Here is a 20,983-nt window from a genome sequence, read left to right on the forward strand (position 1 = left end):
CATCCGTCATCCCCGCGAAGTCGGAGATTCCGCTTGTTTCTGCAGCGGGGCGGAAGGAAGCGGGAGCCCCGCCTTCGCGGGGGCAACGGGATTTGTTTAGTCGACGGAAAACCGGCGCAGCGACCGATCAATACGTCTTGGGCGCGCCCGTCCCCATGAACTTCGCGAGGTTCATGTGCAGCGAGCCGACCGAGCGTTCCATGTAGGGGTTGGGCTGCGCACCGCGGAAGCCGACGTTCTTCATGCCCTGCTGGACGGCCGCCATGTTGTTGAAGTCCTGCTGCAGCACCGGCGGCCAGTCGCCCGGCTCGGTGTACTCCCACTCCGTTTCCGGCGCTTCGCCCTCGGGATAGAGTTCGTAGACCGCCGCCTCGAAGATGCACATGTCCGGGTCGCCCTTGTAGGGGCGCGCCTGGTAGCAGAGCATGTTGTTGACCGCGTGGCCGATCTGGAAGTTCGGGAAGATCTGCCAGGCGGTGCCGGCCTGCGCGGTGTGCTGCGGGTCGACCTGCGCCCAGACCACGCCGCGCGCCTCGTCCTCCTTGCGCGCGGTGCTGATCCAGTAGGCGGAGACTTCGGCGGGCGGGGTGCCTTCGGGCAGCTCGTCCTTGAGGCGATTGGCCACCGCCACCAGCGTGGTGGTGGTGTTGGTGTTGGCATTGGCCCAGGTGAAGTTCTGCATGTCCGCCGTGGTCAAGCGCGGGTCCTCGCCGGCGCCGAGGCGCAGCTTGCCCGAGTCCTCCTCCTGGCCCTTGGGCGCTTCGTAGCCGATGTTGGAGTGCAGCCCCTGGTTGCGGGCCCAGCCGCGAAACTGGCCGAATTCCATGAACTCGGGGTGAGTGGAGGAGACGTGGTAGGTCTCGCAGAAGGCTTCCATCGCGACCTTCCAGTTGCATTCGAACACCACCCACTTGCGCCAGCGCGGGCGCATCTTCTCCAGCCCGTAGGGGTCGAGCATCCCGGCGGCGGGGTGGAGGTATTCGGCGAGCGGCCCGGCTTCCGGATCGAGGTTGATCCAGATCCACCCGCCCCAGCTCTCGACCTTGACCTTGCCGAGGTCGGCGAGGCCATCGCACAGGTGGCCCTGCCAGTCGTCCTGGTGCTCGACGTAGGTGTTGGTGCCTTCGAGGTCGAAGGTCCAGCCGTGGTAGCCGCATATGAAATTCGGCCGGCTGCCGCGCGCGTTGCGCTTGCCCTTGGGGGTGTCGACCAGCTTGCGGCCGCGGTGCGGGCAGACATTGTGGAAGGCGCGGATCTCGTCCGCCCCGGCGCGCACGATGATCACCGAATCGTCGAGGATGTCGAAGGTGATGTAGGAGCCCACCTTCTCGATGTCCTCCATCCGCCCGGCCTGGAGCCAGACCTTGCGCCACAGCTTGCTGCGTTCCGCCTCGGCGTATTCGCGCGAGATGTAGGCCTCGGGGGACACGTTGACCGGGGCGACCAGCTCTTCCGGCGCCTGCACGATCTTGCCGATTTCACCCATGGTATCCTCGTATCCTTGTGCCGATTTGCGGCGGTTATCTCATTATTGGCACGGCGGGGCAAATCGCCGGTGCGGTTACCGGCACGACCAGCGATCCCCCTTATCCCGTCAACGGCGTTCAATGCGCCGCGTAGGCCGCCTTGCCCCTCGGCAGGGTGCCGATCGCAACGCTGCTCGCCGCCATGAAGCCGAGCGCCAGCCACAGGAAGCCCGAGTAACTGCCGGTCCGGTCGTAGAACTGCGCCGCCGCGAGCGGCCCGATCGCGGTGCCGATCGACAGCGCCGCGAGCAGGCCCCCGTAGAGGCCGCCGAAGTTGCGCAACCCGAAATGGCGGGTGAGCAGGTAGACCACCACGTCGATCTCCGCGCCCAGGGTCAGCCCGATCAGCGCCGAGGCGCCGATCATCGCCGCCATAGAGCCGCCGCCGAGCAGGAGCAGCAGGCAGCCCGCGACCGGCAGCAGGAACACCGCCGCGCCGACCAGCGAGGCGGGCAGGCGGTCGAGCAGCAGGCCCGTCCCCAGCCGCCCGGCGAGCGAGAACCAGCCGATGACAGACGCGATTCCCGCCGCCGCCATCGGGCTCGCCCCGGCGTCGCCGAGGATCGCGGTGAAATGGACGACGAGGGCGATGATGGTGAAGGTGAACAGCAGGCTCGCCACGAACAGGCGGTGGTAGACGCTGGAGCGCAGGCCGTCCTTCAGGCTCGCGCCCGGCAGGTCGGCGGGTTTCGAGCCCAGGTCCTCGACCTTCTGCCGCCGGCCCTTGTCGTAGCGGCCGTGGAAGAACACGAAGATCACCGGGAAGGCCACCGCCAGCCAGATCGCGGCCTGTGCCGGGAAGGCCGCGCGCCAGCCGAATGCGCCGATCAGCGCGGTCGCCATCGGCGGGAACACCCCCGCCGCGATCGAAGCGCCGCACAGCGTCACCGCGAAGGCCATGCCCCGGGACGCGGTGAAGCGCGAGGCCACCGCGCTCGTCCAGACCGAGGCCTGCACCGGCAGCGCCGCCAGCGCGATCAGGCCCCATAGCAGGTACCAGTTGAGCAGCGAACCGTCCGCGCTCCCCAGTAGCGCGAAGGCGAGGCCGAGCAGCACCAGCCCCACCACCCCGAACCGGCGCGGGCCGAAGCGGTCGACCGCGAGGCCGATGAACACCCCGCCCACCGCCTGCACCAGCGTGGCGATGGTGAGGCCGAAAGTGACCTCGGTGCGGCTCCAGCCGAACTCGGCGGCGGTGGGGCCGTAGAACGGGCCGATGCCGTAGATGTGGATGACGCTGGTGGCATAGCCCAGCCCCGCCGCCACCGGCAGCAACGGGTTCGCGCGCCATTCCTCGCGGGCGGTGGGAGGTGCGGGGGCGTGCATTTACAGCCCGCCCTGTAGAGGACGGACCACTTCCGCTGCCCCACCGCACCCCGTCATCCCCGCGCAGGCGGGGATCCCGCTTCCTGTCGCGAGGTCGAAAGAACAAGCGGGATCCCCGCCTACGCGGGGATGGCGGGGATTGGGGCAGAAAACGTGGTTTCGCATCAGACCCCTCAGTCCCCGTACCGCAGCTCGACCTGCGTGGCCTCGCCGTTCGGGCCCATGGGCGAATCGTATTCGATGCAGGTCGCTACCGGGTTCTCGTGCCCGGCGAACAGCTTGTCCTCGTCCGCCTTGGTCATCGGCAGGCGCTCGGGCGAGGAGATGATCGCCTGCGAGCGCTCGAAATCCTCGCGGCTGTTCCACCAGATTTCCATGATGCAGTCGTAGCCGCTGTCATGGACCTGCCCCGTGATCGGGTTCTTCTCCGGCACGAGGTAGCGCCGCACGTAGCGTACCGCGCCCGGGATCGCCGGGGCCGCACCCATCTTCTTCGCGAGCTGCGAGTGCTGGTTCTCGTAGTAGTCCATGAACTCGTCCATGGTCATGTCGGGGCGCTTGCGGAAGAAGCAGATCTGCTTGAGCATCGTGGCGGGCTCCCGTGTCAGACGCGGCGCAGCGCGAGGACGGAGCCCTCGGCGTCGGCGGAGAGGTAGACGGTGCCGTCGGGGGCGACGGCCACGCCGTTGAAAGTGTTCATCGGCCCGCACATGTCGCCCACCCCGCCCAGCTGGATCGGCTGCGCGCCGCCGGGGCCGCCGATCGGCAGGCCGCTCGCGAGCGTCTCGCGCGCGCCGCCCGACAGGTCGCAGGCGACCACGGCGTTGGCACCCGGATCGGCGACGTAGAGGGTGCCCCCGGCGATGGCGAGGCCTTCGGGCCGCGCGAGGCCGTCGAGCACTGTCTCCTGGCGGCCGCCGACCAGCTTGACCACGCGGCCCGCGCCGCTCTCGGCGACGTAGACGCTGCCGTCGCCCGCCACCGCGACGCCCATCGGCCGGTCGAGGCCCGAGGCCAGTTCGACCACGTTGCCGCCCTCCTGCGCGAACACCTTGCCGGTGCCGAACTCGGCGAAGACCGCGCCGCCGTCGGGGCCGACCGAGACGCCCATCAGCCGGTCGTAGCCGCTCGCCAGCACTTCGGTTTCGCCCGCGGCCGGCTTCCAGCGCGCGACGTCGCCGTTGGCGGTGGTGACGATCCATTCGTCCGCGCCGCTGGCGACCGCGTCGCGAATCCAGCCCGGGAAGCCCGGCGAGAACAGCATCCCGGCCAGCTGCAGGTGCTCGCCCGGCCGCAGCAGGTAGGCGAACCCGCCGTCGGCGACGAGGACATGGCCATGCTCGTCCACCGCGAGGCCAAGCGGCCACTGCAGCCCCTTCTCGACCAGCGGCTTCGTCTTGCCGGGCTCCACGATCTCGGTGATCGAGCCGTTGATATGGCTGACGAACGTGCGCCCGTTCACGAAGGCGACGTTGTCGAGCCCCGGACCGATGTCGGCGAGGATCGACTTCTCGCCGGTGCGCGGGTCGATCTTGAGGACCTGCCCCGAATAGACCTGCGTCGAGACGATGTAGCCATCGGGGTGGAACTTGACCGAGTCGGGCACGCCGAGGTCTTTCGCCACCACCTCGGGCTCGCCGCCGTCGAGGCCGATGCGCCAGATCTCGTTGGCGCCCTGCGCGGGGAAGTAGAGCTTGCCGTCCGGGCCGACCTCGAAGGCGTTCGCCATCGGCACACCCTCGTAGATCACGCGGGGAGCGCCGCCGTCGCGGTCCAGCTCCATGATCCGGCCGCCGATGCGCAGTTCGCCCGCGATCAGCCGGCCCTGGTGGTAGGTGATCGGGTTGGCGACCGGCATGTCGCCGTGGATCACCCGGTACTCGCCCTGGGGCGTCATCATCGAGACGCGGCCCATGGTGATCTCGGTGCAGTAGAGGTTGCCCGCCTCGTCGAAGGCGAGGTCGTCAGGCCCGACGATGCCGGCGCCGTTGGGGCTGATCGTCTCGATCACGCCGCTGTCGACGTCGATCGCGCTGACCATGGAGCCAGCGACCTGCGCGACATAGATGCGCCCATCGGCGCCGGTGCGGATGCCGTTGGCGCTGGCGAGGCGGCTGGCGGGGGTCATGCGGTGGATCGCCCAGCCTTCGCCCGGGGTGGCGGCTATCGCGTTGGAATTCCGGCCTGCGGCTTGCAGCATGTATACACCTCTCTCCATCGGCGCGGGCCGAGTCTTTTGCCGATTGGTATAGGCAGGTGTCCCCCCACGCAACGCGGCCCACCCGCCTCCACCCGGCATCGCCCCGGCGACGGGCCTACCGTTGCCAAGTGGGAAGGCGTGCGGATATTCGTGCGCCGAACCCATAATCAATCCGGCCGGGCGTCGCGCCGGAACGCCGAGCGCAGGGCGCCGCCGTTCTTCCGACAAGCCGACCCGCGCCGCACGAGAGGACGCCCGACCATGCCGACCCCTGCCCTGCGTTTCGACGGCCGCGTCGCGGTGGTCACCGGCGGCGGCCGGGGCCTTGGCCGCGCCTATTGCCTGCTGCTCGCCTCGCTGGGCTGCAAGGTGGTGGTCAACGACCTCGGCGGCGCGATTCGCGGCGATGGACCGGATACAAGCGTCGCGCAGGAAGTCGTGGACGAGATCGTCGCGGCGGGCGGCGAGGCCATCGCCAACGCCGATACCGTCGCCACCCCTGAGGGCGGCCGCGCGATCATCCAGGCCGCGCTCGACACCTGGGGCCGCATCGACGCGCTGATCCATAATGCGGGCAACGTGCGCTACGGCACCATCCGCGACATCGCCTACGAGGACTTCCGCAGCGTGCTGGACGTCCACCTGCTCGGCGCCTTTCACGTCGTCCAGGCCGCCTTCGGGCCGATGTGCGACGCGGGCTTCGGCCGCATCGTCCTGACCAGCTCGATCGGCGGCATCTACGGCAACAAGGCCTGCGTGAACTACGCCGTGTCGAAGTCGGGCATGATCGGCCTCAGCAACGTCGCCGCGCTCGAGGGCGAGGACTTTAACGTCAAGTCCAACGTCATCGTCCCCAGCGCGGTCACGCGCATGGCCGAGGGCATCGACGTGTCGCAGTACCCGCCGATGGACCCCGAACTGGTCGCCCCCGTCGTCGCCTGGCTGGCGCACGAGGCCTGCTCGGTCAGTGGCGAGATGATCGCCTCGATCGCCGGGCGCATTGCCCGTGCCTTCATCGCCGAGACGCGCGGCGCCTGGCGGCCCGAATGGACCATCGAGGACGTCGCCGCCGCCGCCGAGGCGTTCCAGGACAAGGGGCCGGAGAATCCACAGCTGCTCGACTTCGGCCTCCACGGCCACGTCGGCCACATCGGCTACAGCTTCGCCATGGCGCGATCGGGAGAGCGATCGGTTACGGATGCGGATGCTTAATCAACAACACTGTTGACAACTAAATGCGCCAAATCCACATCGCATCCATAGGGCGCCGCCTCGCGGCAGAGTCGCCCGCACGACAGAAAGTGGGACCGGAATGATCTGCCAGAAAACCAACGTGCCAGCGCCTGAGGAACTCGACATCCCCGCGCTCAAGGCGAAGTACATCGCCGAGCGCGACAAGCGCCTGCGCCGCGAAGGCGGCGAGCAGTACGTGCGTCCCACCGGCGACTTCTCCGACAACTACGCCCACGACCCCTTCACCCCGGTGGCGACGCGCGATCCGATCGTCGAGGACCTCGACGTGGCGATCCTGGGCGCCGGGTTCTCCGGCATCCTGGCGGGCTACCACCTGCACAAGCAGGGCGTCTCCAACGTGCGCAACATCGACCACGCGGGCGGCTTCGGCGGCGTGTGGTACTGGAACCGCTACCCCGGCGTGCAGTGCGACAACGACGCCTACTGCTACCTCCCGCTGCTCGAGGAAACCGGCTACCTGCCGAGCAAGAAGTTCTCGGACGGCTGGGAAATCCAGGCCTACTGCCAGAAGATGGCGACCGACTTCGAGCTGGTCGACAAGGCGCTGTTCCACACCCTCGTCGAAAGCATCACCTGGGACGAGACGATCAAGCGCTGGCACGTCAAGACCAGCCGCGGCGACGACCTGCGCGCGCGCTTCGTGGTCATGGCCGGCGGCGTGATGAACATGCCCAAGCTGCCCGGCATCCCCGGCATCCACGACTTCAAGGGCAAGATGTTCCACACCAGCCGCTGGGAGCACGACTACACCGGCGGCTCGTGGACGCAGCCGGTGCTCGACAAGCTGAAGGACAAGCGCGTCGCCATCGTCGGCACCGGCGCCACTTCGGTGCAGGCGGTGCCCTATCTCGGCAAGTACGCCAAGCAGCTCTACGTGCTCCAGCGCACGCCCTCGAACATCGACGAGCGGCCCAATCCGCCGACCGATCCCGACTGGGCGGCCTCGCTCCAGCCCGGCTGGCAGCAGGAGCGCATGGCGAACTTCCACCGCGGCGCGCAGCAGTTCTTCCTGCCCGGCGAGCCCGACCAGATCTGCGACATCTGGACCGAGATCAGCCGCAACCTCAACATCGAGCTCGAAGCCGACGGCAACCCGCAGCTGCCGATCGAGGAGCTGCTGGCCCGCCGCGACGTGGTCGACTTCCAGGTGATGGAACGCCTGCGCCGCCGCGTCGACGAGCAGGTGTCCGACAAGGAAACGGCAGAAATCCTCAAGCCGTGGTTCCGCTTCATGTGCAAGCGGCCGCTGTCGAACAACGACTACTACCCGACCTTCAACCAGCCCAACGTCAAGGTCATCGACGTCTCGCCGACCCAGGGCGTCGAGCGGATGACCGAGAAGGGCTTCGTCGCCGACGGCGTGGAATACGAGGTCGACCTGTTCATCTTCGCCTCGGGCTTCGAGGTCACCTCCGACCTCAAGCGCCGGTGGGGCATCGACACCGTCGAGGGTGAAGGCGGCCTGTCGATCTACGAGCACTGGACCAACGGCCCCAGCACGCTCCACGGCGTGACCACCGACAAGTTCCCTGGTATGTTCTACATGGGCTATATCCAGGGCGCGACCAACTCGAGCACCACCGAGCAGTTCGGCCGCCAGGCCGAGCACCTCGCCTTCATGATCGGCGAGACCGTGCGGCGCGGCGCCGACAAGTTCTCCGCCACGGCGGAAGGCGTCGCCGGCTACGTCCAGCACTGCCGCGACAACGAAGTCGACATGTCGGAATTCCAGCAGGGCTGCACGCCCAGCTACTTCAACAACGAAGGCGACAAGGAGCTCAAGTGGGCCCTGTTCAAGGGCTACCTGCCCGGCTGGGACGCCTGGCGCGACATGCTCGCCGACTGGCGCAAGACCCCGGACCTGCCGGGCGTCGCGTTCGAGACGCGGGAAACCGTGAGCTGAGATTTGAGAGCTCTGGAGGAGGGCGGGGGCGGCAGGTCGAAGGACCTGTCGCCCTTGTCGTTTCACCCGCCGCCGAAACCCTCGGCCTGGATGACGGTCAGGTTCTCCGAGAATGCCGGCGAGAGCTTGCGCTCGATCTTGCGGCAGCGGTCGGCGTGGTCGATCAGGGCCTTGGCGATGTCGCGCAGGATCCCGGTGTCCAGCGGCGCATCGCCCGCCAGCCGGGCCAGCAGGTCCCGCTCCTCGAGGCCGAGCATGCGCGCCGTCACCCGCTGCCCGCCCAACGCCTCGACGGCCTGCGTGAAGAGGGCGAGCTGGACCATCGAATCTTGCGGCATGGTGTCGGGAGCTTTCAGGTCGGGACTTGCGAAGCCGAGCGCTCCGGGCACACCGGCCATAGGCCCCGGCACCGGGTATCCGTCAAGTCAGGCACCGCTGGAAGCCGTGGGCGAAACGGATGACTGCCCACCGCCCTCCCGTTGGAGGGGGTTAGGGGCGGGATTACCGCCCGGTCCACTCCGGCTTGCGCTTTTCCGCAAAAGCGCGCGGGCCTTCCTGGGCGTCGTGCGAATTGTAGGTCAGCTCGTGCGCCGCGCGGGCGGCGGCGAGCGCGGCGCTGCGGCCCATTTCGGTCGAGAGCATCACGGTCTCGCGCGCGGCCTTGACCGACAGCGGCGCGCCTTCCAGCACTTCGAGCGCCAGTTCGATCGCTGCGTCCAGCACCGCGCCCGGCTCGGCCAAGCGGTTGACGAGGCCGATCTCGTAGGCGCGCGCCGCCGTAATTGGCTTGCCGGTGAGGACGATCTCCATGAACACGCGCTGCGGGATCATGTGGATCAGCGGCGCCGCCCAGGGACTGCCGCGCCCGACCTTGACCTCGGTGATGGCGAACTTCGCACTGGTCGAGGCGACGCACAAGTCGCAGGCCTGCGCGATCATCCAGCCGCCCGCGAAGGCGACGCCGTTGACCGCCGCGATGGTGGGCTTGGACAGCTCGATGGTGTCGTAGGGCAGCGCGTACATGTCGCGCGGGGGGACCGCCATGCCGGTCTCGACCATCTCCTTGAGATCGCCGCCCGCGCAGAAGGCCTTATCGCCCGTCGCGGTGAGGATGGCGATGCGCGCGCCGTCGTCCGCCTCGAACCGCGCCCACGCGGCGCGCAGGCCCTCGCGGACCTCGCGGCTGAGGGCGTTGCGCTGGTCGGGGCGGTCGATGGTGATGACGGCGATGCCGTCCGGGCGGGCGTCATACAGGACGGCGTCGGTCATCTCAGAAACCTCTCTTGGCGATCTCGAACGCGGCGCGGTCGAGGTCCTCGCGGAAGTCGGGGTGGGCGACGGCGACGAGGCGCCGGGCGCGTTCGGCCAGCGTCTGGCCCTTGAGCCGGGCGGCGCCGAACTCGGTCACCACCACGTCCACTTCGCTGCGCGCGCTGGTAACCGGCCCGGAGAGCGAGGACACAATCTTGCTCAGCGTCCCGCCCTTGGCGGTCGAGGCCAGCACCATCAGCGAGGCCCCGCCCGGCGAACGGGCCCCGGCGCGCACGAAGTCCACCTGCCCGCCAGTGCCGCCCATGTAGGCCGCGCCCGACTGCTCGGCATTGACCTGCCCGGTGAGGTCGACCTCCAGCGCGGAGTTGATCGTGACGAGCCGGGAGAGCTGGCCCAGCACGCCCGCATCGTGGGTGTAGCTCGTCGGGGTCATGCGGATCGCCGGGTTGTCATGCGCCCAGTCGTAGAGCCGCCGGGTGCCGATCAGCGCGCCGTTGATCGAGACGCCCCGGTCGATCTCCTTGCGCGCATTGGTGAGCACGCCCGCCTCGGCGAGGTCCACCAGCCCGTCGCCCAGCATCCCCGAGTGGACGCCGAGGTCGCGGCGGTCGTGGAGCCGGCGCAGGATCGCATCGGGCACCGCGCCGACGCCCGTCTGGATCACCGAGCCGTCGCCGATGAACTCCGCACAGAGCCGCGCGATGGCCTCGTCGGTGGCACCGATCTTCGCAGGCGCGACTTCTACGGGGGCGCGGCTGACCGGCACCGCCACGTCGATGGCGCTCGCCGGGATCATTTCGCCCGGCACGTAGGGGACAGCCTCGTTGACCTCGGCGATGACGACGCGCGCCTTGTCCACGGCGGCGCGCACGTAGTCGGAGATGAGGCCGCACGAATGGTTGCCCTCAGCGTCGGCCGGGCTGACCTGGACCATCGCCACGTCGCAGGGCATCACGCCCGCGGTGATCAGCGGCGCCACCTGGCTGACGTGGACCGGGATGACGTCGAGCAGATTGGCCTTGGTCATCGCCCGCAGCGCCCCGATCGCGCCCATCGACGACAAGCGGAATGCGGGCGCGCTCTCGGGCGTGAACAGGCCGGAGAAGCTGGTGGCGATGAACGCCTTGAGGTCGCCGATGGTGGGCCCCTGCGCGATCAGCGCCTCGACCAGCGTTGTGGGTTCACCGCAGGCCTGGCCGAAGACGATGTGGTCGCCGGGGCGAAGGTATTGGGTGAGGTCGAGGTTTTCCGGCGCTATCATAATGACGTCGTCCCCGGCTCGACCGGGGACCGCTGGCCGGGAACGGCCCACCCTTCGGCGAGGCTCCGCGTGCGGCGAGGTAGGCGCGGCTCGGCCAGCGGTCCCGGATCAAGTCCGGGACGACGACGAACGCCAGCCATTAGAGCTTCCCCGCCTGCCGCAGCAGTCGTTCCGCGCGGGCCAGATACGGCCGGTCGAGCATGCCGCCCTTCCAGCCGATCGCGCCGACGCCGGGGTTGGCGGCGAAGACGTCGACCACTTCCTGCGCCTCGGCGATCTCCGCCTCGGTGGGGGTGAAGGCCTGGTTGATCACCGGAACCTGCGCCGGGTGGATCGCCATCATGCCGCGGAAACCGTCGCGGCGGACCTTCTCGGCGCGGGTGCGCAGCGCGTCAAGGTCGCGGAAGTCGGCGCTGATCGTCTCGATCGCGGTGACGCCCGCCGTCGCCGCGCCCAGCACGGTGAGGCTGCGCGCCAGTTCGTAAGTGAAGGAGTACGAGCCGTCCGGGTTGCGGTTGGACGAAGCGCCAATCGAATCGGCAAGGTCCTCCGCCCCCCAGGTCAGCGCGACGACGCGCGGCGCGCCCTTGTAGTCGCCGGTGTGGAACATGCCCTCGGCGGTCTCGGTGATGAGCACGATGACGGGGGTGGAGCCTTCCTCGATCCCGTTCGCCACTTCCAGCGCGGAGAGGCAGTGGTCGAGCTTCTCCACCTCGGCGCGACCATAGACCTTGGGCAGCATGATGCCGCCGGGATGCGCGGGCATGACCGCGGCGAGGTCGTGCAGGGTGTGCGGGCCGTCGAACGGGTTGATGCGCACCCACAGGCGCGCCCGCTGCTCGGGGTGGGCCTTGATGAAGTCGTGGACCATGGGGCGCGCGGCGGCCTTGGCGTCGGGGGCGACGGCGTCCTCGAGGTCGATGAGGACGATGTCGGCGTCGCCTTCCGTCGCCTTGGTCATCTTCTTCTCGCTGTCGCCCGGCGCGAAGAGCCAGGAGCGGGCGGTGGAAGGCTGGTGCCGGGGTGGCTGGTGATCGAACGGCATTTTCCAGATGTCCTCTAACCTCGTCGCCCCCGCGCAGGCGGGGCCCCGCTTGGTGTTCACCCGCCGCGAGGAAGCGGGATCCCCGCCTTCGCGGGGATGACGGTGATGTGTTGGGCCCTTGCTTGGCGGCCAGCGGTCCCGGGTCAAGCCCGGGACGGCGCAAACCTTCTCAGTACGAGCGCGGCAGTTCCAAAACCCTCTCGGCGATGTAGTTCATGATCTGGTGCGGGCTGACCGGGGCGATGCGCGGGATCAGCACTTCGCGCAGGTAGCGCTCGACGTGATATTCCTGCGCGTAGCCCATGCCGCCCATCGACATGACGGCGGTCTGGCAGGCCTCGAACCCGGCCTCGGCGGCGAGGTACTTGGCGGCGTTGGCCTCCACCCCGCAGTCGAGCCCCTTGTCGAACATGGTCGCGGCCTTGAACACCATGAGGCTCGCCGCCTCGACCTGCATCCAAGCCTTGGCGAGCGGGTGCTGGATGCCCTGATTCTGCCCGATCGGCCGCCCGAAGACGACGCGCTCCTGCGCGTACTTGGACGCCTTCTTGATGGCGATGCGGCCAAGCCCGGTCGCTTCCGCGCCGAGCAGCACGCGCTCGGGGTTGAGGCCCTGGAGGAGAATCTTGAAGCCCTGCCCCTCGGCGCCGATGCGGTCTTCCTCGGGGATGAACAGGTCGGTGATGAACAGCATGTTCGAGCCCACCGCGTGACGCCCCATCTTGGGGATCAGCTGGTGCTCGATGTGGGCACGGTCCAGCTTGGTGTAGAACAGCGTCAGCCCCTCGGTCTTCTTCTTGACCTCCTCCAGCGGGGTGGTGCGCGCGATCAGGAGCATGCGGTCGGCGACGTGGGCGTTGGTGATCCAGATCTTCTCGCCGTTGACCTTGTAGCCGCCCGGCACCTTCTCGGCGCGGGTCTTGAGGCTGGTGGTGTCGAGGCCAGTGTTGGGCTCGGTCACCGCGAAGCACATCTTCTCCTCGCCCGACAGGATCGGCGGGATCATGCGCTGCTGCTGCTCCTCGGTGCCGAACAGGGCGACCGGCTCCAGGCCGAAGACCGGGCCGTGGATCGCGGAGGCCGCGGTCATGCCGCCGCCGCTCTCGGCCACGGCCTGCATCATCACCGCCGCCTCGGTGATGCCGAGGCCAGCGCCGCCCACCGATTCGGGCATGGCGACGCCGAGCCAGCCGGCCTGCGCCATCGACAGGTGGAACTCGGTCGGAAATTCGCCGCTGCGATCCTTTTCGAGCCAGTACTCGTCGGGGAACTGCGAGCAGTGCTTCAGGACGGCCTCGCGGATATCCTGCTGGTCCTGGTTGAGTGTGAAATCCACCTGGTTTCGGCCCTTCTTCCCGGTTTCCGCCCGTTCCGGCGCTGGCGACGGCGTAGCAGCGCGAAGGGGCCGAGACAACGGCGTTGTTCCGATATCGGTTCGTCGAACGAAAATACGCATGGATTTGATTTCGACGTTGGGTTAGGTTTGCTGGGACAAGAAGGATCGCCGCAAGGCCTCGTCCCCCTCCTCGTCATTCCCGCGAAGGCGGGAACCCAGCTGATGACGGTGCCTGTCGAACGGGCATCAGATGGGTCCCCGCGTTCGCGGGGATGACGAAGTTAGGCAGGTGGAGCGCTGGCGGCAGAGGTGGAGAGCGGGATGGCCGAAAAGGCAGACATGACGGCGCCGGGCCCCCTCGCGGGCATTCGCGTCGTCGACCTCACCAGCGTGGTCTTCGGGCCCTACGCCACGCAGATCATGGCGGACATGGGCGCCGAGGTGTTCAAGATCGAGCCCCCCGCCGGCGATAACACCCGCTGGATCACCACCGGCCCGGTCCCGGGCATGGGCGGCATCTACGTCAACGTGAACCGCGGCAAGCGCGGCCTCATGCTCGACCTCAGGCAGGACGCCGACCGCGCGACGCTGCGCGCGCTGATCGCCACCGCCGATGTCTTCATCCACTCGATGCGCGGGAGCGCGATCGCCAAGCTCGGCTTCGACTACGCGGCCGTGAAGGCCATCAGGCCCGACATCGTCTACACCAACTGCTACGGCTACTCCCGGCGCGGGCCCGAGGGGGACAAGCCCGCCTACGACGACACCATCCAGGCCGAATGCGGCATCCCCCACGTCCAGGGGCTGATGAACGGCGAGCCCGGCTACGTCGCCACGATCATGGCGGACAAGGTCGCCGGTCTCCACGCCCTCTACGCGACGATGATGGCGCTGTTCCACCGCGAGCGCACCGGCGAAGGCCAGGAGGTGGAAGTCACCATGTTCGAGGCGATGTCCTCGTTCATGCTGGTCGAGCATGCCAACGGCGCGATGTTTGCGCCGCCGACGACGCCCGCGCACTACCACCGCGCGGTCGAGCCCAACCGGCGGCCCTACCGAACGCAGGACGGTTACGTCGCCGCGCTGGTCTACAACGACAAGCACTGGGACGCCTTCATGGCCTCGGTCAGCCCGCCCTGGGCGAGCGAGGAATTCTCCACGCTCGAGAAGCGCGCGAAGCAGATCGGCCGCGTCTACGGACTGCTGGGCGAGACGTTCCTCACCCGCACCACGCAGGAATGGCTCGACACGCTGCGCGCCCTCCACATCCCCTGTGCGCGCCTGCAGACCACCGACGAGCTGTTCGACAACGCGCAGCTCAACGCCATCGGCTTTTTCGAGGAAGTCGAGACGCCGCAGGGCCCGGTGCGCTTCCCCGGCGTGCCGACATGGTTCTCGGCCACGCCCGGCAAAGTGCGCGGACCGGCGCCGATGCTCGGACAGGACAACGAAGCGGTGCTGGCGGAACTCGCCAACGCGCCTGCAAGCGTCGCCCCGGCGATGGTCAGCGAGTCGAAGTGAACAGGACTGTTGATTTCACCTGACAGCATCGAAAGGCTTGGGCTAACCACCTGCCCAAGCCGGACCCTGGGAGCGTGATCGGTATCCCCGAACCTCCCTTGAAGACCTAGCGACAACGGATCGGAAGAAAGGCAAACCACGATGTACGACGACCAGCCCCAGGCGGAAGCGCCGGCCAAGTCCTCCACGGGCACCCCCGTATTCAAGCGCATGCTCGACCTGTTCGAGGCCGAGGGCATCAAGACCCTGTTCGGCATCCCCGATCCCAACTTCGTCCACCTCTTCCTCGAGGCCGAGACGCGCGGCTGGACCGTCGTCTCGCCGCACCATGAAGCGTCCGCCGGCCACATGGCCGCCGCCGCCGCGCGCATCACCGGCAAGCCCGCCGTCTGCATCGGCACCCTGGGCCCGGGCATGGCGAACATGATGCCCGCCATCCAGTGCGCCAAGGTCGAGAACGACCCGGTCATCTTCATCGGCGGCCAGCGCGCCCGCATCACCGAGCGCCGCGTGCGCCGCGGCCGCATCCAGTTCGTCCGCCAGGAGCCCATGATCGAGGATTCGGTCAAGTTCTCCAGCTCGATCGAATATGCCGACCAGACCGACGAGATCGTCCGCGAGGCGATCCGCATCGCCATGTCGGGCACGCCGGGACCGGCATACATCGAATTCCCCTCGCACATCATCCTCGAGGAACTCGACCTGCCGCCGGTGCTGCCGCCGCACCGCTATCGCCTGACCAACCAGGGCGCCGACGGCGACCGCATCCTCGAAGCCGTCGAAGCCATCCGCAACGCCAAGAACCCGGTGCTGCTGGTCGGCCACGGCGTCTACACCGCCAAGGCGGGCGCGGCGGTCAAGGAACTCGCCGACCTGATGCAGTGCCCGGTCGTCCAGACCTCGGGCGGCACCTCGTTCATTCCGGGCCTGGAAGACCGCACCTTCCCCTACGGCTTCTCGGAAGCCTCGATCGACGCCGTGGTCGAGAGCGACTGCTGCGTCGCCCTCGCCACCGAACTGGGCGAGCCGAGCCACTACGGCCGCTGGCGCCACTGGGTCGACAACGAAGCCAACCGCAAGTGGATCTACGTCCAGCAGGATCCGACCGCGATCGGCGTCAACCGCCCGATCGACATCCCGTTGGTCGGCGACGTCCGCGCCGTCGTCCCGCAGCTCGTCCGCGCGCTGAAGGACACGCCGCGCAAGGCGTCGGAATCGCTCTCGGAATATATCCAGCGCGATGCCCAGCAGCTCGAGGAACTGGCCGAGGACGCCGCGTCCAAGCCCGATGGTTCGACCTCGAAGATGCACACCAGCCAGTTCGTCACCGAGGCGACCAAGGCGTTCCCCAAGGACGGCATCCTGATCCGCGACGGCGGCGCCACGGTGATCTTCCAGTGGACCTATTCGCAGGCCAAGCCGCGCGACGTGATCTGGAACCAGAACTACGGCCACATCGGCACCGGCCTGCCTTATGCGACGGGCGCCATGCTCGCCGACCAGGCCGAGACCGGCAAGGTGCGCCCGGGCATGCTGCTGACCTCGGACTCCTCGTTCCTGTTCCACATCGGCGAGCTCGAAGTGGCCGTGCGCAAGGAGCTGCCGCTGGTGATCGTCGTCGGCGTCGACTTCCAGTGGGGCCTCGAAGTGGGCGTCTACAAGCGCACCTTCGGCAAGGGCACCAAGGAAACCGGCGTCCACTGGTCCGACAAGGTCCGCTTCGACAAGATCGCCGAGGGCTTCGGCGCCGCCGGTGAATACGTCGAGAAGGCCGCCGACATCGGTCCCGCCATCGAGCGCGCCTATGCCCGCGGCGGCTGCACCGTGATCCATGTGCCGATCGACCCGGCCGCGAACTCGGAGGAAATGCCGAACTACAACGAGTTCCGCACCTGGTACGCTGAAGGCACGCAGTAATGCCTTCAGCCGGAAAGACCGCTTTCCGGCCAAGTGGGCGCGCTCAGGCGGCGCCCAGATAAAAACGACGATGCCCGTACCCGCCTTGCGCGCGGTGCGGGCATTGCCTTTAGTCCCCAGCACAAACCTTGGGAGAAGGTCATGCGCAACTACACGCAGTTCTACATCGACGGCCAATGGGTCGCCCCCGTCACCCCGAAGACCGCCGAAGTCATCAATCCGGCCACCGAGGAAGTCTCGGGCGAAATCTCGCTCGGCTCCCCCGCCGACGTCGACAAGGCCGTCGCCGCCGCCCGCCGCGCCTTCGCCAGCTATTCCGAAACCAGCGTCAAGGAACGGCTCGACCTGCTCGAGGCGATCCAGGCCGAATACCTGCGCGGCGAGGCCGAACTGGGCGAGGCGATCATGGTCGAGATGGGCGCGCCCACCTCGCTCGCCAACGGCTTCCACACCCTGCTCGGCAAGGGACACCTCGGCACCGCGATCGAAGTGCTGCGCGAGTTCAAGTTCGAGGAACAGCGCGGCGTCACCATGATCCGCAAGGAGCCGATCGGCGTCTGCGGCCTCATCACGCCGTGGAACTGGCCGATGAACCAGACCTGCGTGAAGATCTTCCCCGCGCTAGCAGCCGGCTGCACGATGATCCTGAAGCCCCCGCAACTCGCCCCCTACTCGGCGCAGATCCTCGCCGAGATGATCCATGCGGCCGGGGTTCCGGCAGGCGTGTTCAACATGATCCAAGGCCAGGGCTCGGTGATCGGCGCCGCGCTCTCGAAGCACGAGGACGTCGACATGATCTCGTTCACCGGCTCCGAGCCGGTCGGCGTGCAGATCACCAAGGACGCCGCCGACACCGTCAAGCGCGTCGGCCTCGAACTGGGCGGCAAGAGCGCCTGGATCGTGCTCGACGATGCCTCGCTCGCCGCCAACGTCGCGGGCGCCACGGCGGGCATGATGGGCAATTCCGGCCAGACCTGCTCCGCCGGCTCGCGCCTGCTGGTGCCGTCCTCGCGCATGGATGAAGTCCGCAAGGTCGCCGCCGAGGCCGCCAACGGCGTCACCGTGGGCGATCCCACCGGCAACTTCGCGATGGGCCCGGTCGTCTCCAAGAGCCAATACAACATCATCCAGGACTACATCGAGAAGGGCGTCGCCGAAGGCGCCGAACTGATCGCCGGCGGCCTCGGCCGTCCCGATGGTCTCGACAAGGGCTGGTACGTGAAGCCCACCGTGTTCATCGGCACCAACGACATGGTCATCTCCCGCGAGGAGATCTTCGGCCCGGTCCTCGTCATCATCGGCTACGACGACATCGACGACGCCATCGCCATCGCCAACGATTCGAACTTCGGCCTCGGCGGCTACGTCTCGGGGGAGGACATCGAGGCCTGCCGCGCCGTCTCGCGGCGGATGCGCACCGGCGCGATCTGGGTGAACGGCGGCTTCGACTTCCACGCCCCGTTCGGCGGCTACAAGCGCTCGGGCAACGGGCGCGAGTGGGGCGAGTTCGGGTTCCACGAATACCTCGAAGTGAAGTCCGTAGTCGGCTGGGGCTGACGGTTTAGGAAGGGGCAGACACCGGGGCCATTCGCCTCAGGTCTTCCCCTTCCCCCAACCGACCCGACCCGCTAAAGGCGAACCCGTGGGCACGATCAGGCATTTCTTTCGGGACCGACCGGCGCTGGCGGCATTGCTGCTGGCCGCCGCGCTGTGTCTGAAGGCGCTGGTCCCGGCCGGCTACATGCCCGCCGCGCCCGATACCGGGCTGATCGTCGCGCTGTGCTCCGGCTCGATGCCTGCCGGCACCACGATGACGATCACGATCCCGAAGAAGGGTCCGCATCAGGACCATAACACCACCACCGCCGACCACCCCTGCGCCTTCGCGCCACTCGCCGCCGGAATGACCGGCGCCGACCTCGCGCCGCTGGTGCTGGCGGCGCTGGCCTTCGTGTTCGTAGCCGCGATCGTGCGCCAGCCGCTGGCGCTCCGCTGCACGCCCGCGCGCATCCGCCCGCCCAGCCAGGCCCCTCCCCCCTTCACCTGACGCCATAGCCACGCCGTAGGCCCAGCGCCCGCGGTCGTCATGCAAGCCCGCGCTGCCCCGCCAGCGCGCGGCCGTTCAGGTGAATTTTCCATGTTCCGTACCTTGCTGGCGCTCGGCGCCGCACCGCTTGCCCTGCTGCCGTTCCACGCCCTCGCGGAGGAAGCCCCGGGCGACACCATCCTCGTCGTCGGCCAGCGCGAGCGCGACATCAGCCTCGACGCGCGCGGCCTCTCGGTCAGCCTCGGCGACGAGCAGTTCGCAGGCGTCAACGCACGCAACGTCGAGGACCTGATGAAGTACGCGCCCGACTTCTTCGTGCGCACCCGCTACGCTGGCGATTCCAACGGCGTGCCCGGCTTTCGCGGCACCCATTCCACCCAGAGCGCCCGCACGCTGGTGATGGTGGACGGGTTCACCGTGTCCAACTTCCTCGGCAATTCCTTCGCCTATGCGCCCAAGTGGGGCGTGGTCGGCCCCGGCGAGGTCGCGCAGTTCGACGTCGTCTACGGGCCCTATTCGGCGCGCTATGCGGGCAATTCGATGGGCGGCGTGGTCAACATCACCACCCGCTCGCCCGAGCGGACCGAGGCCTTCGCGGCGGTGCAGGGCATGGCCCAGCCCTACGACCAGTACCGCACCCACGACACCTACCGGGGTTACTCCGCCGAGGCCGGCTTCGGCTTCCACCAGAAGGACGGCCCGTGGTCGCTGCGTCTATCGGGTCGCCACTTCCGCAACACCGGCCACCCGCAGATGTTCTACGGGCTGACGCCCTCGGCGAGCGCCGCCCCCGCGACGCCGGTGACGGGCGCCGTGTTCGATCCCAGGCAGGCCATGGCGGGCGCGCCCGGCACCGCGACCAACCCGATGTTCGCCGCGCAGAGCCCGGCGCGGATCACCCAGGACCAGGCCAAGCTGCGCCTCGGTTACGACGGCGCATCCGGCGTGACCGGCGAATTCCTGCTCGCCTACTGGCACAACCTCGATAGCCAGACAGCCCCGGACTGTTACCTGCGCGACGCGGCGGGCAACCCGGTGTGCGACGGCCTCGTCTCGATCGGCGGGCAGAAATACACCGCGAGCGGCGCCAACTGGTCGCGCACGGTGCGCGACGAACTGCTCGCCGGCCTCAAGCTCGCCGCGCCGCTGTCCGACGCGGTGGTCGTGCAGGCCAACGTCTCGACCTACCGGATCCTGCGCGCGGACGGCTTCACCTCGAAAGGCTACAATGCGGGGGCCAGCGACGGCGTGGGCACGCTGGCAAGGCAGGGGCCGACCTGGTGGTGGACCGGCGAACTTTCGCTGACCGCCCGGCTCGGCCGCCTGGAACTGGCCGGCGGCGGCAGCGCCAACCTCTACCGGACCGACCTCACCAACTACGCGCTCGCCGACTGGCGCAGCGATGACGGCAAGGCGTTCTCCACCCGCACCTTCGGCAAGACCCGCAACCTCGCCGCCTGGGCCGAACTGCGCGTGCCGTTCGATCCGGTGACCCTGACGCTGGGCGCCCGCTACGAGGACTGGCGCGCGTTCGACGGCGGGCTGGCGCGCCTCGGCACGGCGGGAGCGACGGTCACCAGGCTCTACCCCAGCCGCCATGCCGACGGCTTCCAGCCCAAGGCCGCGCTCGAATGGGCGGCAGGTCCCGATACCCGCGTCCAGCTCAGCCTCGCGAAGGCCGCCCGCTTCCCGACGGTGGGCGAGCTGTTCCAGGGCAGCCTCAACGGCGACGGCACTTTCAACCGCGACAGCTTCGACCCGAACCTGCGGCCCGAACGCTCGACCGACGCCAACCTGCTCGTCGCCCGTGATTTCGGCCGCGTGAAGCTGACCGCCTCCGCCTTCTGGCAGCGGGTGAAGGACACGATCTTCTCGTTCACCGGGTTCAACCAGAACGGGGTGACCACCTCCAGCTACAAGAACATTGACCGCACCCGCCAATACGGCCTCGAACTGATCGCCGAGGCCCGTGACGTGGCGCTGCCCGGCCTCGACCTCGACGCCAACGCCGCCTGGATCGATTCGGTCACGCTGCGCAACGACGCCGCCCCCGCCGCCGAGGGCGTGCAGTTCCCGCGCATCCCGCGCTGGCGGATCAACGGCAACCTGCGCTACCGCGTCGCCGAGCCGGTGCTGGTCTCGGTCGGCGTGCGCTATGCCAGCCGCCCGAACACCGACCTGTTCGGCCTCCAGCGCGGCGATACCTACGGCTACACCTCCGAGCTGTTTGCGCTCGACGCCAAGGTCAGCTGGGACGTGACCGCGCAGCTGCGCGTCAGCGCCGGGGTCGACAACATCACCAACGACCGCGCATGGGTCTATCACCCCTACCCGCAGCGCAGTTTCCTGCTCGAAGCGGGGTGGAAGCTGTGAGC

16 protein-coding genes are annotated in these 20,983 nt (G+C 68.5%); 7 read left to right on the forward strand and 9 right to left on the reverse strand.

All coding sequences use genetic code 11. From position 1 onward, the window contains the following. Positions 1-127: 127 nt before the first annotated feature. The 4 genes from AC07M9_RS14350 to AC07M9_RS14365 form a co-directional block, all read right to left on the reverse strand. On the reverse strand, positions 128-1,486 hold the full coding sequence (locus AC07M9_RS14350; protein ID WP_494884448.1) for an aromatic ring-hydroxylating oxygenase subunit alpha: 1,359 nt from the start codon (positions 1,484-1,486) through the stop codon (positions 128-130). Positions 1,487-1,604: 118 nt separating this feature from the next. Next, the gene (locus tag AC07M9_RS14355) at positions 1,605-2,852 is read right to left on the reverse strand and encodes an MFS transporter (protein ID WP_494884450.1); all 1,248 of its coding nucleotides are present in this window, start codon (positions 2,850-2,852) and stop codon (positions 1,605-1,607) included. A gap of 173 nt (positions 2,853-3,025) precedes the next feature. Then, entirely contained in the window at positions 3,026-3,439 is a 414-nt protein-coding gene (locus AC07M9_RS14360; protein ID WP_494884452.1) for an EthD domain-containing protein, read from the reverse strand. A 17-nt stretch (positions 3,440-3,456) separates the two neighbouring features. Further along, positions 3,457-5,052 carry a Vgb family protein gene (locus AC07M9_RS14365; protein ID WP_494884453.1) on the reverse strand — a complete coding sequence of 532 codons (1,596 nt, stop codon included), beginning with the start codon at positions 5,050-5,052 and terminating at the stop codon, positions 3,457-3,459. A 261-nt stretch (positions 5,053-5,313) separates the two neighbouring features. Between AC07M9_RS14365 and AC07M9_RS14370 the strand changes: the two genes are divergently transcribed. After that, positions 5,314-6,264: an SDR family NAD(P)-dependent oxidoreductase gene (locus AC07M9_RS14370; RefSeq protein ID WP_494884455.1), complete on the forward strand. Its 951-nt coding sequence runs from the start codon at positions 5,314-5,316 to the stop codon at positions 6,262-6,264. Positions 6,265-6,364: 100 nt separating this feature from the next. Further along, positions 6,365-8,209 (forward strand): flavin-containing monooxygenase, encoded by a 1,845-nt coding sequence (locus AC07M9_RS14375; RefSeq protein WP_494884456.1) that lies wholly within the window; start codon positions 6,365-6,367, stop codon positions 8,207-8,209. Positions 8,210-8,271: 62 nt separating this feature from the next. Here the strand turns inward: AC07M9_RS14375 and AC07M9_RS14380 are convergent, their stop codons facing one another. From AC07M9_RS14380 to AC07M9_RS14400, 5 genes are all read right to left on the reverse strand, one after another. Next, positions 8,272-8,547, reverse strand: a complete 276-nt coding sequence (locus AC07M9_RS14380) for a hypothetical protein (RefSeq protein WP_494884458.1) — start codon at positions 8,545-8,547, stop codon at positions 8,272-8,274. A gap of 163 nt (positions 8,548-8,710) precedes the next feature. After that, the gene (locus AC07M9_RS14385) at positions 8,711-9,478 is read right to left on the reverse strand and encodes an enoyl-CoA hydratase/isomerase family protein (RefSeq protein ID WP_494884459.1); all 768 of its coding nucleotides are present in this window, start codon (positions 9,476-9,478) and stop codon (positions 8,711-8,713) included. Between the two features lies 1 nt (position 9,479). Beyond that, the gene (locus tag AC07M9_RS14390) at positions 9,480-10,742 is read right to left on the reverse strand and encodes an acetyl-CoA hydrolase/transferase family protein (protein WP_494884461.1); all 1,263 of its coding nucleotides are present in this window, start codon (positions 10,740-10,742) and stop codon (positions 9,480-9,482) included. A gap of 139 nt (positions 10,743-10,881) precedes the next feature. After that, entirely contained in the window at positions 10,882-11,787 is a 906-nt protein-coding gene (locus tag AC07M9_RS14395; RefSeq protein ID WP_494884462.1) for an HpcH/HpaI aldolase/citrate lyase family protein, read from the reverse strand. A gap of 169 nt (positions 11,788-11,956) precedes the next feature. Continuing rightward, positions 11,957-13,123 carry an acyl-CoA dehydrogenase family protein gene (locus AC07M9_RS14400; RefSeq protein WP_494884464.1) on the reverse strand — a complete coding sequence of 389 codons (1,167 nt, stop codon included), beginning with the start codon at positions 13,121-13,123 and terminating at the stop codon, positions 11,957-11,959. Between the two features lie 321 nt (positions 13,124-13,444). On the opposite strand from AC07M9_RS14400, the gene AC07M9_RS14405 reads away from it, so the two are divergent. From AC07M9_RS14405 to AC07M9_RS14425, 5 genes are all read left to right on the forward strand, one after another. Next, the gene (locus AC07M9_RS14405; protein ID WP_494884466.1) at positions 13,445-14,644 is read left to right on the forward strand and encodes a CaiB/BaiF CoA transferase family protein; all 1,200 of its coding nucleotides are present in this window, start codon (positions 13,445-13,447) and stop codon (positions 14,642-14,644) included. A 141-nt stretch (positions 14,645-14,785) separates the two neighbouring features. Next, a complete protein-coding gene (locus tag AC07M9_RS14410; RefSeq protein WP_494884468.1) occupies positions 14,786-16,561 on the forward strand; it encodes a thiamine pyrophosphate-binding protein in 1,776 nt (591 codons plus the stop codon). 141 nt (positions 16,562-16,702) lie between these two features. Next, positions 16,703-18,118 (forward strand): aldehyde dehydrogenase family protein, encoded by a 1,416-nt coding sequence (locus tag AC07M9_RS14415; RefSeq protein ID WP_494884469.1) that lies wholly within the window; start codon positions 16,703-16,705, stop codon positions 18,116-18,118. An 85-nt stretch (positions 18,119-18,203) separates the two neighbouring features. Beyond that, complete coding sequence (locus AC07M9_RS14420) at positions 18,204-18,608, forward strand: hypothetical protein (protein WP_494884471.1); 405 nt, start codon at positions 18,204-18,206, stop codon at positions 18,606-18,608. Between the two features lie 90 nt (positions 18,609-18,698). After that, positions 18,699-20,981, forward strand: a complete 2,283-nt coding sequence (locus AC07M9_RS14425) for a TonB-dependent receptor (protein ID WP_494884473.1) — start codon at positions 18,699-18,701, stop codon at positions 20,979-20,981. Positions 20,982-20,983 lie beyond the last annotated feature (2 nt).

This window comes from Novosphingobium sp. GW821-FHT09E05, from assembly GCF_059416165.1.